15 protein-coding genes are annotated in these 15,086 nt (G+C 61.0%); 6 read left to right on the top strand and 9 right to left on the bottom strand.

Annotated features, from left to right (window positions below; all coding sequences use genetic code 11):
* Positions 1-15 precede the first annotated feature (15 nt).
* Both GOV79_RS19025 and GOV79_RS19020 read left to right on the top strand, forming a co-directional pair.
* Positions 16-522 (top strand): DUF721 domain-containing protein, encoded by a 507-nt coding sequence (locus GOV79_RS19025; protein ID WP_170791255.1) that lies wholly within the window; start codon positions 16-18, stop codon positions 520-522.
* Positions 523-536: 14 nt separating this feature from the next.
* Positions 537-1,193, top strand: a complete 657-nt coding sequence (locus tag GOV79_RS19020; protein WP_170791253.1) for a DsbA family protein — start codon at positions 537-539, stop codon at positions 1,191-1,193.
* Between the two features lie 38 nt (positions 1,194-1,231).
* Here the strand turns inward: GOV79_RS19020 and lpxK are convergent, their stop codons facing one another.
* The 5 genes from lpxK to GOV79_RS18995 form a co-directional block, all read right to left on the bottom strand.
* Positions 1,232-2,230, bottom strand: coding sequence for a tetraacyldisaccharide 4'-kinase (gene lpxK / locus GOV79_RS19015; protein ID WP_170791251.1), 999 nt, complete (start codon positions 2,228-2,230; stop codon positions 1,232-1,234).
* Positions 2,217-3,452, bottom strand: a complete 1,236-nt coding sequence (locus GOV79_RS19010; protein WP_170791249.1) for a 3-deoxy-D-manno-octulosonic acid transferase — start codon at positions 3,450-3,452, stop codon at positions 2,217-2,219. Before GOV79_RS19010 ends, lpxK begins: the two co-directional genes overlap by 14 nt.
* Positions 3,449-4,249: an inositol monophosphatase family protein gene (locus GOV79_RS19005; protein WP_170791247.1), complete on the bottom strand. Its 801-nt coding sequence runs from the start codon at positions 4,247-4,249 to the stop codon at positions 3,449-3,451. The genes GOV79_RS19010 and GOV79_RS19005 overlap by 4 nt, the downstream gene beginning before the upstream one ends.
* The gene (locus GOV79_RS19000) at positions 4,236-5,582 is read right to left on the bottom strand and encodes a TldD/PmbA family protein (protein ID WP_170791245.1); all 1,347 of its coding nucleotides are present in this window, start codon (positions 5,580-5,582) and stop codon (positions 4,236-4,238) included. The genes GOV79_RS19005 and GOV79_RS19000 overlap by 14 nt, the downstream gene beginning before the upstream one ends.
* Positions 5,583-5,770: 188 nt before the next feature.
* On the bottom strand, positions 5,771-7,294 hold the full coding sequence (locus GOV79_RS18995) for a DUF2125 domain-containing protein (RefSeq protein WP_170791243.1): 1,524 nt from the start codon (positions 7,292-7,294) through the stop codon (positions 5,771-5,773).
* A 140-nt stretch (positions 7,295-7,434) separates the two neighbouring features.
* Between GOV79_RS18995 and GOV79_RS18990 the strand changes: the two genes are divergently transcribed.
* The 3 genes from GOV79_RS18990 to GOV79_RS18980 are packed head-to-tail and all read left to right on the top strand — an operon-like array spanning position 7,435 to position 9,517.
* Positions 7,435-8,178 (top strand): SDR family oxidoreductase, encoded by a 744-nt coding sequence (locus tag GOV79_RS18990; RefSeq protein WP_170791242.1) that lies wholly within the window; start codon positions 7,435-7,437, stop codon positions 8,176-8,178.
* Positions 8,175-8,783 (top strand): enoyl-CoA hydratase/isomerase family protein, encoded by a 609-nt coding sequence (locus tag GOV79_RS18985; RefSeq protein ID WP_170791240.1) that lies wholly within the window; start codon positions 8,175-8,177, stop codon positions 8,781-8,783. Before GOV79_RS18990 ends, GOV79_RS18985 begins: the two co-directional genes overlap by 4 nt.
* Positions 8,780-9,517 (top strand): VOC family protein, encoded by a 738-nt coding sequence (locus GOV79_RS18980; protein WP_170791239.1) that lies wholly within the window; start codon positions 8,780-8,782, stop codon positions 9,515-9,517. The genes GOV79_RS18985 and GOV79_RS18980 overlap by 4 nt, the downstream gene beginning before the upstream one ends.
* Here the strand turns inward: GOV79_RS18980 and GOV79_RS18975 are convergent, their stop codons facing one another.
* A complete protein-coding gene (locus tag GOV79_RS18975; protein ID WP_170791237.1) occupies positions 9,518-9,814 on the bottom strand; it encodes an HNH endonuclease in 297 nt (98 codons plus the stop codon). It lies immediately after the preceding gene.
* A gap of 45 nt (positions 9,815-9,859) precedes the next feature.
* Between GOV79_RS18975 and GOV79_RS18970 the strand changes: the two genes are divergently transcribed.
* Entirely contained in the window at positions 9,860-11,035 is a 1,176-nt protein-coding gene (locus tag GOV79_RS18970; protein ID WP_170791235.1) for a TIGR03862 family flavoprotein, read from the top strand.
* On the opposite strand, the gene holA is transcribed toward GOV79_RS18970, so the two are convergent.
* Genes holA through leuS form a run of 3 tightly spaced genes read right to left on the bottom strand, consistent with a single transcriptional unit; the run spans position 11,032 to position 15,069 of the window.
* The gene (holA, locus tag GOV79_RS18965) at positions 11,032-12,060 is read right to left on the bottom strand and encodes a DNA polymerase III subunit delta (RefSeq protein ID WP_170791234.1); all 1,029 of its coding nucleotides are present in this window, start codon (positions 12,058-12,060) and stop codon (positions 11,032-11,034) included. The genes GOV79_RS18970 and holA overlap by 4 nt on opposite strands.
* Positions 12,057-12,548: an LPS assembly lipoprotein LptE gene (gene lptE, locus GOV79_RS18960; protein ID WP_170791232.1), complete on the bottom strand. Its 492-nt coding sequence runs from the start codon at positions 12,546-12,548 to the stop codon at positions 12,057-12,059. Before lptE ends, holA begins: the two co-directional genes overlap by 4 nt.
* The gene (leuS, locus tag GOV79_RS18955) at positions 12,535-15,069 is read right to left on the bottom strand and encodes a leucine--tRNA ligase (RefSeq protein WP_170791229.1); all 2,535 of its coding nucleotides are present in this window, start codon (positions 15,067-15,069) and stop codon (positions 12,535-12,537) included. Before leuS ends, lptE begins: the two co-directional genes overlap by 14 nt.
* Positions 15,070-15,086: the final 17 nt, after the last annotated feature.

Raw genomic sequence — 15,086 nt, 5'->3', positions numbered from 1 at the left:
GGAGTTGGAAACCAGATGCAGCGCAGACGTTCTTCGACCCGCGGGTTCAAACGCACCGCGACATTGCTGAACGACCAGATCAGACGCGCCGGTGAAAGCCGGGGCTTTGCTGTGTCGCGCCTGTTGACCCACTGGGCCGAGATTGTAGGGCAGGATATGGCTGCCATCGCGCGCCCTGTGAATGTGGGCTATGGCAAGGGCGGCATGGGGGCAACGCTGACTGTGCTGACCACTGGCCCGCAAGCCCCGATGCTGGAAATGCAAAAGGAACAGCTGCGGGGCAAGGTCAACGCGGTTTATGGCTATAACGCCATCAGCCGGGTGCGCATCACCCAAACCGCTCCGACAGGATTTGCCGAGGGGCAGGCCAGCTTCGATCACAAACCGAAAGTGGCGAAACCCACACTGAAACCGGAAATCGCGGCCGAGGCGGACCGGGCAGCGCAAGGCGTCCATGATGGCGACCTGCGTGCAGCCCTTGAACGTCTGGGTCGTAACGTTCTATCCAAACAAAAACGCTGAGAAAGGGCTGATACATGAGCCGTATTGCAACCGGAATTTGCGCGGCCGTCGCCATTGCCGCAGGCAGCTTTTGGCTGTCGTCACCGAACGCGTCATTTTCGTTGATCGGCAGCGCCGAGGCGCAAGAGGCCGAGCTGGACACCTCGACCATCGTCGAGATGACTCTAGGGGCCGAGGACGCGCCGGTCGAGATCATCGAATATGCCTCGTACACCTGTCCGCATTGCGCGAATTTCCACAAAGGGCCGTACAAGCAGCTCAAGAAGGATTTCATCGACACTGGCAAGGTCAAGTTTGTCTACCGCGAGGTGTATTTCGACCGCTACGGCCTGTGGGCGTCGATGGTGGCGCGTTGCGCCGGTCCCGACAAGTTCTTTGGCATCTCGGATCTGATCTATGAAGGCCAGTCCGAATGGACCCGCGCGGGTGGACCGGCTGAGATCGTTGATGAGCTGCGCAAGATCGGGCGTCTGGCCGGGATCGACAATGACCAGCTTGAGGCCTGTCTTCAGGATGGCGACCGTGCCCGCACCCTGGTGGCCTGGTATCAGGAAAACGCCGAGCGTGACGGCATTCAGGCCACTCCGTCGTTTATCTTGAACGGCAAAGCGGTCGAGAACCAGTCGTATGACGCGTTCAAGAAGCTGATCGAAGACGAATTGGGCAGCTAAGCCTGTTTGGCAGCCAGCTCTTTTCGGCTGGTCGCTTTTTAGGGCGATGGGGCAACTTGCAAGAGCATTTGTTTGACCCTGTCGCCGTCCGCGACATTTAGGCGAACGGGCAGGGTGATGACCTTGCTGCGGAAGGCAGCAGGTAGGCGAACGGCGTCTTTCTCGGTCGTGACCATCTGTGCTCCGAGCAGGCGCGCCTCATTTTCCAACCGGGTCATCAAGGCCGGGGTCAGTGGCTGGTGATCGTCCAGTGCTTCGGCCCGCAACAGGGTTGTGCCTTGCTGGCGCAGGGTTGCAAAGAACTTCTCCGGGTGGCCGATCCCGGCAAAGGCCAGAACCGGCGTGTCGGCCCAGTCCATCCCGGTTTGCAGCGCCTCGACCACACCCGTGGCGTGGGGAACGGTCAGCTTCAGCCCCCATCTGTTGGTAAATGCGGTCTGCGCGGCGGCATCCCCTAGTGACAGGACGAGATCGGCACGTTTCAGGCCCACATCGACCGGTTCGCGCAACGGTCCGGCAGGCAGGCACAACCCGTTGCCGAACCCGCGCTGGGCATCCACCACGATGACCGAGAAATCCTTGGCGACCGAGGGGTTTTGAAACCCGTCATCCAGCACGATCACCGTCGCTCCGGCCTCGGCGGCGGCTTTGGCCCCGGCGGCGCGGTCCTTTGCCACCCAGACATCGGCAAAGGCGGCCAGCAACAGCGGCTCGTCCCCGACCTCGGCTGCGGAATGCTTGGCCGGATCAACACGCACCGGCCCGTCCAGCGATCCGCCATGGCCGCGTGTCACCACATGGGTCTGATGCCACGCATCGCGCAACTGTTCGATCATCCAGATCACGGTGGGGGTCTTCCCGGTGCCGCCCGCATTCAGGTTGCCAACGCAGATCACTGGTACGCCGGGTGTTAGACCCGGCTGGGCCGCAACGCGCCGGGCGGTTGCGGCCGCGTATAGTCGCCCAAGCGGAGATAGCAGTCGTGCCCGGATTGCCAATCGGTCAGGTGCGGTATGCCAGAAATCAGGTGCCCGCATGATCTGATCCCCGCTGATCCAATGTGTCCTGCACCAATTCGATCAGGCGGTCCGCCTGCGGTGCGCCCTCGGTCACGACCTGCCATCCGGCCAGCGCCATATCGGCGGCGCGGTCCGGGGCCAGGCTTTCCACAACAGCGTCGCCCAGTTCGGTTGCACTTCTGACCACTCTTGCGGCACCCACCCAGTCAAGTTGATCGTATATCTGTTGGTGTTGATGTACAAACGGGCCGTGAATAACCGCCGAGCCCAGGGCAGTCGCAATCAGCGGGTCCTGTCCACCTGACCCGCGTTCCAGCGTGCTGCCGATGAAGGTCACGGCTGAAACGCGCTGCCAGAGACCCAAAGCTTCGGCATCCGAGGACAGGATCACCTGCGTGTTGTCCTCGATTGTTCCGCCTTCATCCCAGTTGACGCAGCGCAGGTCCATCGCCTCAAGCCGTCGGTGCAGCGGGGCTGCCTCGTAGATATCCGCGACATGCAGCACAAGGGCCAGCCTGGGCAGCATTCGGGTCGCTTGCCTATGGGCGCTGAGGACAGAGATGAATTCCTTGTCCTGCACCCAGGAAGCTAGCCACACAGGGCGACCAGACAGGGCATGCGTCATCTCGATCAACTCATCCTCAGGCCAGGGGCGGGGGTTGGGGCTGACCATAAGGGGCGGAGCTGTGCCCACTTTCGAGGACGAGATACCCAGCCGGCGGATTTGCCGGGCGGCTTCGTTATTCGTGGTTAGGATGGAGGTGAAACTGTCGAAGGTCAGTCGGGTCAGGTCTGGCAGCCAGCGTCCACCCGGTGCGATGTTGAAGTGATAGGCGGCTTCGGCAAGGATCAGAGGGATGCCCCTTTCCTGCGCCCGCGTGATCAGGTTGGGCATCAGCCCGCCGCCAATCCAAAGGCCGATATCTGGGCGCCAATGCTCTAGAAAGGCGCGCGCGGCGCCGGTCTGTTCGGATGGCAGGTTGATCAGGGGAAAGTCGCCCGACGGCCAGCGAGACAGATCTGCATCCGGCGGGGCCGTCAACAGGATCGACAGATCGGGTCGGACCTGTTGCAGGCGTTGACAAAAATCAACCACTGCCCGCTGCCGATCCCGTGCGCCGATATGTATCCAGATCAATTCACCCCCGGGGCGTGGGGCGTAGGCGGTGTCTCCTGCGCTGGACACCCCCCAAGACAGGACGCGATAGGCCGTCAAGCTCATCGAGCGCGTCTTGGTCATGACCAGGGTCCGGTGCTTTCCGGCTCCAGCATGTTGGTTATACGGCTGTGCAAGGCGGCCCCTGCAGCGACGACCCCATTTAGGCGGGGATGCGGGTTGTTGAAGCGCAGCGGCCCGCCCAATCGGTCGGAACACACTCCGCCCGCTTCGCGGATGATCAGATCACCGGCGGCGATATCCCATTCCCAGCTTGGGCGCAGCGTCAGCATCCCGTCGAACCGCCCTTGCGCAACCGTAGCCATGCGATAAGCCAGCGACGGGCGGTAGTTGCGCTGAAAGCCGGGAATTGTGCCATTGCGCCAATGGCTGGCGTCCATATTTGGTCTGGCTGCCAGAACTTCAGCGCTGTTCAGATCGTCGATGCCAGACACGCGTATTGCGGTGCCGTTTAGCGTTGCTCCCTGCCCTTTGGCTGCCGCAAAAAGCAGGTCGCGGCGGGGTAAGTATATAACAGCTGCCGTAACTTCTTGGCCTTCTGTAACGGCTAGCGAATGTGCCCAGGTCCGCGAGCCTTCGGCAAAGCTGCGCGTGCCGTCGATGGGGTCGATGATGAACACCCGGTCTTTTGTAAGCCGCGCTTGGGAATCCTCGGTCTCTTCGCTGAGCCAGCCATAGCCGGGCCGGGCAGCAGGCAGCTTCTGCTCCAGCATCGCGTTCACCGCCAGATCGGCTTCGGTCACCGGGCCCGCGCCGCCGGGTTTGTCCCAGCGCTGGGCCGTGGTGCCCGAATAGCGGGTAGCGATCTTTCCGGCCTCCAATGCGGCGTCGATCAGCAGGGGCAGGTCAGTTGCCGGCAAGTGTCATCCCTTCGATCAGCAACGACGGCACCACGCGCGACAGATAGGGGCGGGCGTCATTGGCCGGAACGATCCGTTTCAACATGTCGCGCAGATTGCCCGCAATGGTGCATTCGTTGACCGGATAGGTGATCTCGCCATTTTCGACCCAAAAACCTGATGCGCCGCGGGAATAGTCGCCTGTATTGGGGTTGATGGTTGACCCGATCATCGACGTCACCAAAAGCCCGGTTCCCATATCGCGCAGCAGGTCAGCCCTGCTTTGATCACCCTGCGTCAGGCTCAGGTTCCAGTTGCTGGGAGACGGGGGCCCCGAGACCCCGCGAGCAGCGTTACCCGTCGAGGTCATGTCCAACTTGCGCGCACTGGCCAGATCCAAGGTCCACCCGGTCAGAACGCCGTTTTCGACAATCGCCCGGCGTCGGGTTGGCAGGCCTTCGGCGTCAAACGGGCGGGATCCGGCAATGCGCGGGCGATGCGGGTCTTCGATCAGCGATATACGCTCGGGCAGAACCTGTTCGCCGAGACAATCCGACAGCCAGGATGCGCCGCGCGCAATGGCTGCGCCGTTGCTGGCCCCCAGCAAATGCCCGATCAGCGAGGACGAGATGCGCTCGTCAAACAGAACCGGAAAGGTGCCGGTGGTTGGTTTCCGTGCACCCACTTGCTGAACCGCACGCTCCCCGGCGGTGCGGCCGATCTCGTCGGGTGCGCGCAGATCGGTCTGAAAGGTGCGGCTGTCACCATCATAGTCCCGCTCCATCCCGGTGCCTTCGCCCGAGATCGCCACGCAGGATGTTGACCGGCTGGACCGAGTATAACCGCCGGAAAATCCATTGCTGGCTGCCAAATGCACCCGGTGCGTCCCATAGGCCGCCGCCGCATCCGAGACCTGAGACACCCCGTCAACAGCCAGCGCCGCAGCCTCGGCGGCCAATGCGTCCTGCAACAGGGCTTCGGCCGTGGGTTCGGGGGTGGGATCAAACAGCTCCAGCGCCTGCATGTCCCAGGTTTTGGCAAGCTGGTCTGGGTCGGCGAGGCCGGTAAAGGGGTCCTCGGGGGCTTCACCCGCCATGGCGACAGCACGTTCGGCCATTGCCGTCAGGGTCTCGGGGCGGCTGTCCGAGCTGGATACGATCGCCTGTCGCTTGCCCAGAAACACACGTAATCCAAGATCGGTACCTTCCGACCGTTCGGCGTGTTCCAACGCCCCGGCGCGCACCTCGACCGACACGGAGGAGCCGTCCAATATAATGGCATCGGCAGCCTCGGCCCCCGCTTTGCGGGCCGCATCCAGCAGGTTCTGGCTGATTTCTTCAAGTGCGCGGGTCATGGGGCCTCCGGGTGTGGTTGTATTGGACCTAGCCCCGGACCGGGCGTCCCGCAAGGCCCCCAATGCCATTGGGCACAACGAAGTTGCGTGAACGCAGGGCGCATTTCAGGGCAATGGAAAATCGTCACCGGGTTCGAACCGGAAAGGACGTCAGAGGGCAGGTGATGACCACCCTCTGACAGTGCAGGTCACTTGATGCGCTGACCATTGGCCAGAATTTGGCCATCCTCGGTGAATTCGATCTTGGAATTCAGCGTATCGGGTTCTTCGCCAGGAACGGCCATCAGACCCATCATCATCCGTGCGCCCAGGGCATCGCTTTCCGCAACCAATCCCATGCTGATCAGCGTGTCGATCAACTTATTGGCCCCGACCAGTTGCAATGTAGTGCTGCCGACAGGTGTGGGCAGGCCGCCCAGTTCTTGCGTATTGGTGTTGTCGAAGGTGAAGTCGCCCTCACCGGTCAGTTTTGCACCGACCAGAGACACCAGCAGCTCGTTGATCTTCAGCGAATGCAACTCACCCGGCGCGTCTTCGGACAAGGCCAGCGACTCGACTGCCTCGGGGTCGAAGAAATCTGTCAGGATTTTTGCAGTGCCCGCCGTATCCAAAGCAATGGTGGCTGGATCTCGCGGCAGCGCACCTGCGGGGTCAAAAATGCTCCACAACACGTCCGACATGGTGAAATCGGTCAGGTTGAAGGCAAAGCCGAACGGTTGAATTTCTTCGGATTTCTGCACCGGGAATTCGAATTTCAACCCGGCATTGGCCATCGCAATCTCGATCGGGAAAGGCAGGTCTGCCGTGGTCACTGCCAGTTTGGTGCTGTTCTGCTCCAGATCATAGGCCAGACGCTGCGCGTCAAAGCTGGCCCCGAACCGCCCCCCCTCAGAGGAACTGCTCATGTCAAAGCTTTCTCCGTCCGAGGTGCCCGCGATGGCCGTTTTGCCGGAGGCATAGGTAAACAGCCCCGAGAATTCGAAACCATTTTGGTAAAAGGCCAGAGGGTCCGAGACATCGAAATTCGACGGAATGACGTTGGTGCCTTCAAACGCAAGCTGTTCCAACTTGCCGTCGATCTTGCCGGTATCGTCGTTTTCAGGGTCGTCGAAGGCCAGATCATAGCTGAGTGCGCTGGCGGTGAAGGTCTGGTCTATATCGCGGTTTTCACCGATCTTCATGCGTGAACTGCCTGCCAGATTGGCTAGCTGTACGGCCACACCCAAAACGTCGCTGGGCAGAGTTTCATCATTGGCCGTTATCTCGTCCAGCGTGATCCCCAGCGTGTCGGCGGTGTAGTCATAGGTCATCTCATCCGGGCTGCCCGACACGACCATGTTCAGACCTTTGTGGGTGTATAGGATCTTGGCCGAGAACGCCTCGCCCTCACCCTCACCCGAGACAGTCATCGGCAGAGTTTCGGGCAGGGAAATGCTGACGGTTCCATCGCCGTTTTCGGTCAGCGTCATCTGCGGGACCTGCATTTTAAAACTGCTGTCCTCTTCGGGCAGAACCATGTTTAGGTTCATGTCCGTGATGCTAAGTACATTGCCATTGGCTGATTGCTGCGCCTCGACCGTGTAGCCCATCTGGGACAGATAGCTTTGCCAGTCGTTCCACACATCCTGTGCAGTAACATCGGCAAACGCGCCTTGGGAAATGACGGCATAGGCCAAAACAGCGCCGCTGCTGCGGCGAAGGAAAACGGACATTACAAGAACCCTTCTTGATCAATTTTGCGGGCATCGTCGTGCCTGTGGCGTCGGGCGTCAAGGGGCAAGGGCTGGACCCTTTCCCCGTTAGCGAGGTAGAGGTTTACACAATCTCAAAACAACGGAGGTACAGGGTCCACATGCAAGGAAAAACCGTACTGATAACTGGGGCCAGTCGCGGCATCGGGGCCGAAGCAGGGCGCGTTTTTGCCGCGGCCGGGGCGAATGTCGCCCTTGTTGCGCGCAACAGGGACCAGATCGATGCTCTGGCGGCTTCGCTGGGGGAGAATGCGATTGCGTTGCAATGTGACGTCAGCGATTTTGCGCAGGTCGAACAGGCCGTGGCCGATTGCGTGGACCGCTTTGGCGGGCTGGACGTGCTGATCGGCAATGCGGGTGTGATTGATCCGATCTTTCATCTGTCGAATGCCGATGTCGAGGCTTGGGGTAAGGCGATCGATATTAACCTCAAGGGCGTTTTCTACGGGATGCGCGCCGCGTTGCCGATTATGCGGGCAGCCGGTGGAGGGACGGTGATCACCATCTCGTCCGGCGCGGCCTCGAACGCGATTGAGGCGTGGAGCCACTATTGCGCCTCCAAGTCCGGGGCGAAGATGCTGACCGAGTGTTTGCATCTTGAGGAATCTATTCACGGCATCCGCGCGATGGGGCTATCTCCGGGTACTGTGGCCACGGATATGCAGCGCGTGATCAAGGCCAGCGGCATCAACGCCGTCAGCCAGTTGGAGTGGAGCGATCACATCCCCGCCGATTGGCCCGCGCGCGCGTTGCTATGGATGTGCACCAAGGACGCCGATGAGTTTCTGGGTGATGAGATATCGCTACGCCGCGAGGACATTCGACAACGGGTAGGTCTGACGTGATTGAGTTAAGTAAGGCGGACGGGCTTTGGATCGTTACGCTGAACAACCCCGGAAAGGCCAATGCGCTGACCGGGGCAATGCTGACCGAACTTTGCGAAATAGCCGAAGCCGCGACAGAGGCACGCGCCTTGATCCTGACCGGTGCGGGCAAGGTGTTCAGCGCTGGTGCCGATCTGGATGAGGCGCGGGCAGGGCTGGCAACCTCGGATTTGTGGGAACGTCTGTCCGGAGCCATTGCAGCGCTGCCATGCCTGACCGTGGCGGCCCTGAACGGGACGCTGGCGGGCGGGGCCAACGGGATGGTTCTGGCCTGTGACATCCGTATTGCCGTGCCCACGGCCAAGTTTTTCTACCCGGTCATGAAGCTGGGGTTTTTGCCTCAACCGTCTGATCCGGGTCGTATGGCAGCGCTGATCGGGCCATCCCGGACCAAGATGGTCCTGATGGCCGGGCAAAAGATCGCAGCGGATGAAGCCTTTGCCTTCGGTCTGGTCGACCGTGTGGTTGAACCTGACGTATTGATGCAGACGGCGCGGGATCTGGTGGCAGACAGCCTGAGCGCCGATCCGAAAATCGCGGCTGGAATTGCCGAGCTTTGCCCATGAGATTATCTGCCATCCGTCTTCGGGTCGCGGACCCTGAACGCCTGTCAAAGTTCTACGGCGAGCTTTTGGGCATGCGCGCGCAAGAACAGGGGGCGAGCCTGCGTCTTGGATATGCGGGCGAAGATGCTGATCTGCTGCTGATGCCCGGGGGTGGGGGCTATAGCCACGACCAAGGCCAGCGCTATTGGAAGATTGGCATAACCCTTCCCGACGTCGATCTGGCAGCGGCCTATCTGCGGCGACAGGGGGTTGAGGTCTCGACCCCTCGGCAGTTTCTGGACATCGGCTATATGTGCCACCTGACCGACCCCGAGGGGTTTGTCATCGAACTGCTGCAACATGATTTTGAGGGCAACCGCTCGGACAACGCGGCGGACCCCAGTGATCCTTTTGCGCAGGCCCGGATCGGTCAGATCACCCTGCGCACAGGCGATATCGGGGCCGAGGACAGGTTCTGCCGCGCGCAGGGCATGCGCCTTTTGTCGATGCAGGATGTTGCCCAGTATGGGTTCGATCTGCATTTCTATGCCTTCACCGACGATACGCCCCCGGATGCCGATCCGTGGGCCGTGGCGAACCGGGAATGGCTGTGGAAACGTCCCTACACGACCTTGGAATTTCAGAACGTGGCAGGTGCGCAATTCGCACCCTCGCCAGATTGTCGCGGGATCGAGATCGAAGGGCTGCAAGCCCCTATCCATGATGCTTTCGGGGATCGCGTCTGGCCGGGTTGATCAACGCCCCCGCCGCTTGCCCGGAACTTTTGAGCGAAAGCCGGGCGGGCGTTTGCGCACCCAGTTCAGGAATTTCTCAATTCGAGGGTGTGTACGCAGGGCCTCGACCGTGTTGAAATTGCGGGCCAGTTCGGCTTCGGACAGGGTGGCGTGGATCTCTTTGTGGCAGATCACGTGCAGTAAAACCGTAGGCCCGCCCTTGCCCCCTTTGAGTTTTGGGATCAGATGGTGCAGGCTTCCGCCCCCGTCAGGAATGGGGCGGTCACATAGCGGGCAGATGGGGTCGCGGTCGGGCATGGGGCAGACTGTGGCTCAGGGCGTGCGAAAGGCAAGAGGACAGCAATGGCACATGCAGTTGTAATCGGTGCCGGGCCTGCGGGTCTGATGGCGGCAGAGCAGCTTGCCGCAGCGGGTCACGACGTGCTGGTGGCCGAGGCCAAGCCTTCTGTCGCGCGCAAGTTTCTGATGGCAGGCAAATCCGGCTTGAACCTGACCAAGGACGAGACGTTCGAGAATTTGATGCCTGCATATGGCGCGGCCGATTGGCTGCGTCCGATCGTGGCCGAGTTCGACGCCGTCGCGGTGCAGGGCTGGGCAAGAGGGTTGGGGCAAGAGCTGTTCACCGGCTCGACCGGGCGGGTGTTTCCCAGCGCGATGAAAGCCTCGCCGCTGTTGCGAGCATGGCTGCGGCAGTTGGACGAGGCGGGTGTGCAGATCCGAACCCGCTGGCGTTGGTTGGGCTGGGACGGCGACGCTTTGCGCTTTGATACGTCTGAGGGGCCGCAGGTCATCAAACCCGACGCGACCGTGCTGGCGCTGGGCGGGGCCAGTTGGGCGCGGCTAGGATCAGATGGGCAATGGGCGAAGATGCTAGCAGAGAAAGGTGTGGCGCTGGCTTCGTTCGAACCGGCGAATTCGGCGCTGTCGGTGGCGTGGAGCCCTCATATGCAGCCGCATTTCGGCAAGGCGCTGAAATCGGTGCGCTGGCTGGCCGGAGAGTTGCACAGCAGGGGTGAGGCCACGATCTCTGCCGCCGGGCTGGAAGGCGGCGGGCTGTATTCGCTTACACCGGCGCTGCGTCGGGGAGCGGATCTTAATGTCGATCTGGTGCCCGATCTGGGTGCGAAAGCTTTGCAGGCGAGGTTTGAGGCAAAAAGCGCGAAAACAACGTTGTCTCAATGGCTGAAAAAGGCTCTGAAACTGCCGCCACAGAAAATTGCACTGTTTCATGAGATGTCCAAGCAAGCAGGTGCGTCGCAAGGGCACGAAGCTGCGTCGCTCAAACACTTACCCATCCTTGGCGCGCAGCTGCGCCCGATGGACGAAGCGATTTCAACCGCAGGTGGGGTTCAGCGAGGCGCCATGGATGGCCACCTGATGCTAACGGCCAAACCTGGCGTGTTCTGTGCCGGTGAGATGCTGGATTGGGAGGCCCCGACGGGGGGGTATCTTCTGACCGCGTGCCTCGCCACCGGGCGCTGGGCCGGGCGCGGGGCCGTGCAATGGCTGGCGCGCTAACGCGACCGGGCCAGCATTGCCAAGCGGATCATGGCGCGTTCCACCAATGCCATGGCGGGTGCGGTTTGACCGGCGGACCGCAAGGACAGGTCCGTATCGGTCAGAACGGTCAGCGCGGTTTGCAGCTTTGGCGCGCCCCATCCCTGCGCCTGCCGCAGAATCCGGTCGCGCCGTTTGCCATAGACCGGCGGACGCAGTTTGCCGATACCCTGCGCCGCCCCACCAGGGTCCGATGCGCAGGCGTAAAGTGTACGAAAATGCCGGGTGGCCCCAATGCACAAAGTCACCGCATTGGTGCCTTGCGATTGCAAGCGGCGGATCAGAGGACCAATTTCGCCCGCACGGCCCTCGGCCACCACGTTCAGAACATCGTCCAGCGCGGCCTCGGTCGAGCGGGGGGCGCAGGATTCGATATCCTCGATGGTCAGCTCAGAGCTGTCTCCGCGCTTGTATAGGGACAGCTTTTCAATGGTTTGCGCAAAGTCTCCGGGGCTGATTCCGGCTGCAAGTTCGGTTATCGCCGACATGGAATCGGACGGGATGTTCTTCAACCCGGCCTCGGACAGAACCCGTTCGACCTCGGCCCGCGATGGGGGATCGTCATAGATGCCGACCGCATAGGCAGAAGGGTGTGCTTCAAAGGCCTTGCGGATTTTCGAGCTGGGTTTCAACAGCCCGGCGGTGACGATGATCTGAGCGTCACCGGGTGCCCAATCCTCGAAGGCTGCAAGGATCGCAGGGGCAGCCACGTCGGTGGTATCCTCGACAAACACAGCGCGTGGGCCGGGAAAGAACCCGACGGCTTTTACCGCATCCAGCAACAGGGCCGGGTCGCCGCGCAGATCGCTGCCGGGCATCCGCGTCAAGCGCATCTCTTCTTCGGCATTTGCGCCCAGAAGGGCCGCCAGAACTTGCTGGCGCTTCAACGCAACACGCATCGCATCCGAGCCGTATATTAGCAACCCAAGCTTGTCGGCGTCAGGCCGCGCAAAATACCCCTCAGCCTCGCGTGGGCTGAGCTTCATGTGCCAAGTCCCGGGACGGTGTAAAGCTCGGTTACGATCTGGTCCGACAGAATCACCATCAGCCGCTGCATCGCATCCCGCTCGTCCGCCAGAGTCGACACGGTCGAACCGGCTGCGGAATAGCCGACGAAATTGTTCACCTGGCCCGAGGCCAAAATCTGCCCGGTCTCATTCGACCGCAGCGCGTAGGTCGCGGTGCCTTCGATATTCAGACGGTTGGTCTCGTTGGTCTGGGTGATCGCGGCAGAACGAACTACAGTCGAGACATCGACATCAAGATTATAGGCGTTACCCGAATTTGCACTGCGGCCCAGCCGTTGTTCCAAATTCTGGACCAGCAGAAAACTGTTGGTTGAATTCGGCGCCGATACTGTGACACGCCCGTCCAGAGCCGCGCCAGCGCCACCGGGGGCATAGACCGGTTCAAAGCCGCAGGCAGCGAGTGCCAGCGGCAGCATCAACAGGGTTCTGCGGTCAAACAACGACATTCACGATCCGGCCCGGTACAACGATCACCTTTTTAGGCGCATTGCCATCCAGCGCCTTTTGCACAGCTTCGGTGCTGAGCGCGATTTTTTCAACCTCGGCCTTGTCCATTTCCAATGGAACGCTGATTTCCGCGCGGCGCTTGCCATTGATCTGAATGGGCAGGGTGACGGTATCGTCGACCAGCATCTCCTCATCTGCGACGGGCCACGCGGCGGTGGCAACCAGCCCCTCACCGCCCAGCAATTTCCACAGCTCTTCTGACAGGTGCGGGGTCATCGGGGACATCAGCTGCGCCAGTGTTTTGGCCGCCTGACGTTTGGCATCTGCGCCCGCCTTGGATTTCGCCAGTGTATTGGTAAAGGCGTAAAGCTTAGCGATCGAGGCATTGAAACCAAAGGATTCGACCCCGCCTGACACATCATGAATGGCTTTGTGCATTTCACGCAGCAGGGTTTCATCCTCGGCATTGGCGGGCGCATCGGATTCGGCGATCTCAGTGGCGATGCGATGCACGCGGCTGAGGTGCTTAAAGGCGGCCTCGGCCCCGGATGCGGTCCATTCCACGTCGCGTTCGGGCGGCGAATCGGACAGCACAAACCAGCGCGCGGTATCTGCACCAAAGGCCGAGATAATGCTGACCGGATCCACCACGTTTTTCTTGGATTTCGACATCTTTGCCGAAGGGATGATCTCGACTTCGGTACCGTCGGCCAGTTTGCCGTCGGTCACGTCCTCGGGCAGGTGATAGACCGGTCGGCCATTGGTGTCGCGGGTCTGGTAGATTTCGTGCGTGACCATGCCTTGAGTGAACAGCGCGTTGAACGGCTCGATGGCCTTTTTGGGCAGGTGGCCGGTAATCTGCATGGCCCGCGCAAAGAAGCGCGAATAGAGCAAGTGCAGAATCGCATGTTCGATGCCGCCGATATACTGATCCACGTTCATCCAGTATTCGGCCTCGGCCAGATCGGTCGGGGTTTCGGCGCGGGGCGCGGTGAAACGAGCGAAATACCACGACGAATCGACGAACGTGTCCATCGTGTCGGTCTCGCGTTTGGCCGGGGCCCCGCAGGACGGGCATTCGCAGTCGCGCCAGGTCGGGTGACGATCCAGCGGGTTGCCGGGCTTGTCGAATGTCACATCGTCGGGCAGGCGAACTGGTAGGTTCTCTTTCTTTTCGGGCACCACACCACAGGAATCACAATGCACCACGGGAATCGGGCAGCCCCAGTAGCGCTGGCGGCTCAGACCCCAGTCGCGCAGGCGATATTTGGTGACACCTTCGCCCCAGCCCGCCTTTTCGGCGAAATCGACGGTGGTGTTGATGGCCTCGTCACCTGTTGCCTCAGTGAGGCCTGCGAAGTGATTCACCCAGCGGACTTTCTCGGTTTTCGGCGGAACGAAAGCGATCTTGTCCACCGGGGTGTCATCGTCCAGTGCAAAGAACGTATCGACCACCGGCAGACCGTATTTGCGGCAGAAGTCCAAATCACGCTGGTCATGGGCTGGGCAGGCAAAGATTGCGCCGGTGCCGTAATCCATCAGGATGAAGTTCGCGATCCAGACTGGCAGTTCCCAATTCGGGTCCAGCGGGTGTTTGACGGTGATGCCGGTGTCATAGCCCAGCTTTTCGGCGGTCTCGATCGCTTCTTCGGTGGTGCCTCCCTTGCGGCATTCGGCCACGAATTCAGCGACTTCGGCGTTTTCAGCCTCCAGCTGCTTGGCAATCGGGTGATCGGGCGAGATGCCGACGAAAGACGCGCCCATCAGCGTATCGGGGCGAGTCGTGTAGACGGTGATCGGCTCGGCACCATCGGTGCGTTCAAAGCTGAACTGCAGGCCGCGCGATTTGCCGATCCAGTTTTCCTGCATCAACCGCACCTTGGCGGGCCAGTTTTCCAGTGTGTCCAGCGCGCCGAGCAATTCTTCGGAATAGTCGCTGATTTTAAAGAACCACTGCGTCAGTTCGCGCCGCTCGACCAGAGCGCCCGAGCGCCAGCCGCGCCCGTTTTCCACCTGTTCATTGGCCAGAACAGTCATGTCCACCGGGTCCCAGTTCACCACGGCGTTCTTGCGGTAGACGAGCCCGGCCTCAAGCATATCCAGAAACAACGCCTGTTGCTGGCCGTAATATTCCGGGTCGCAAGTGGCGAATTCGCGCGACCAGTCGATCGACAGGCCAAGCGGTTTCATTTGCCCTCGCATGTCGGCGATGTTGCCGTAGGTCCAGTCTTTGGGATGGCCGCCGATAGCCATCGCAGCGTTCTCTGCAGGCATCCCGAATGCGTCCCAGCCCATTGGATGCAGCACGTTGTGCCCAGTCGCCAGTTTGTGCCGCGCGATCACGTCGCCCATCGTGTAGTTGCGTACGTGTCCCATATGGATTCGGCCAGACGGGTAGGGGAACATCTCAAGCACGTAGTATTTCGGCTTGTCCGCCTTGTGATTAGCGGCAAAGATTCCGGCCTTGTCCCAGGCCTCTTGCCATTTTGCTTCGATTTCGTTGGCCGAGTAGCGCGACATCGTGCGGTCCTTCGTGA

The sequence above is a fragment of the Ruegeria lacuscaerulensis genome, from assembly GCF_013034745.1.
Classification (GTDB): domain Bacteria; phylum Pseudomonadota; class Alphaproteobacteria; order Rhodobacterales; family Rhodobacteraceae; genus Ruegeria; species Ruegeria lacuscaerulensis_B.
The sequence above is the reverse complement of the archived record's forward strand: the minus strand, read 5'-3'. Positions and strand labels throughout refer to the sequence as shown.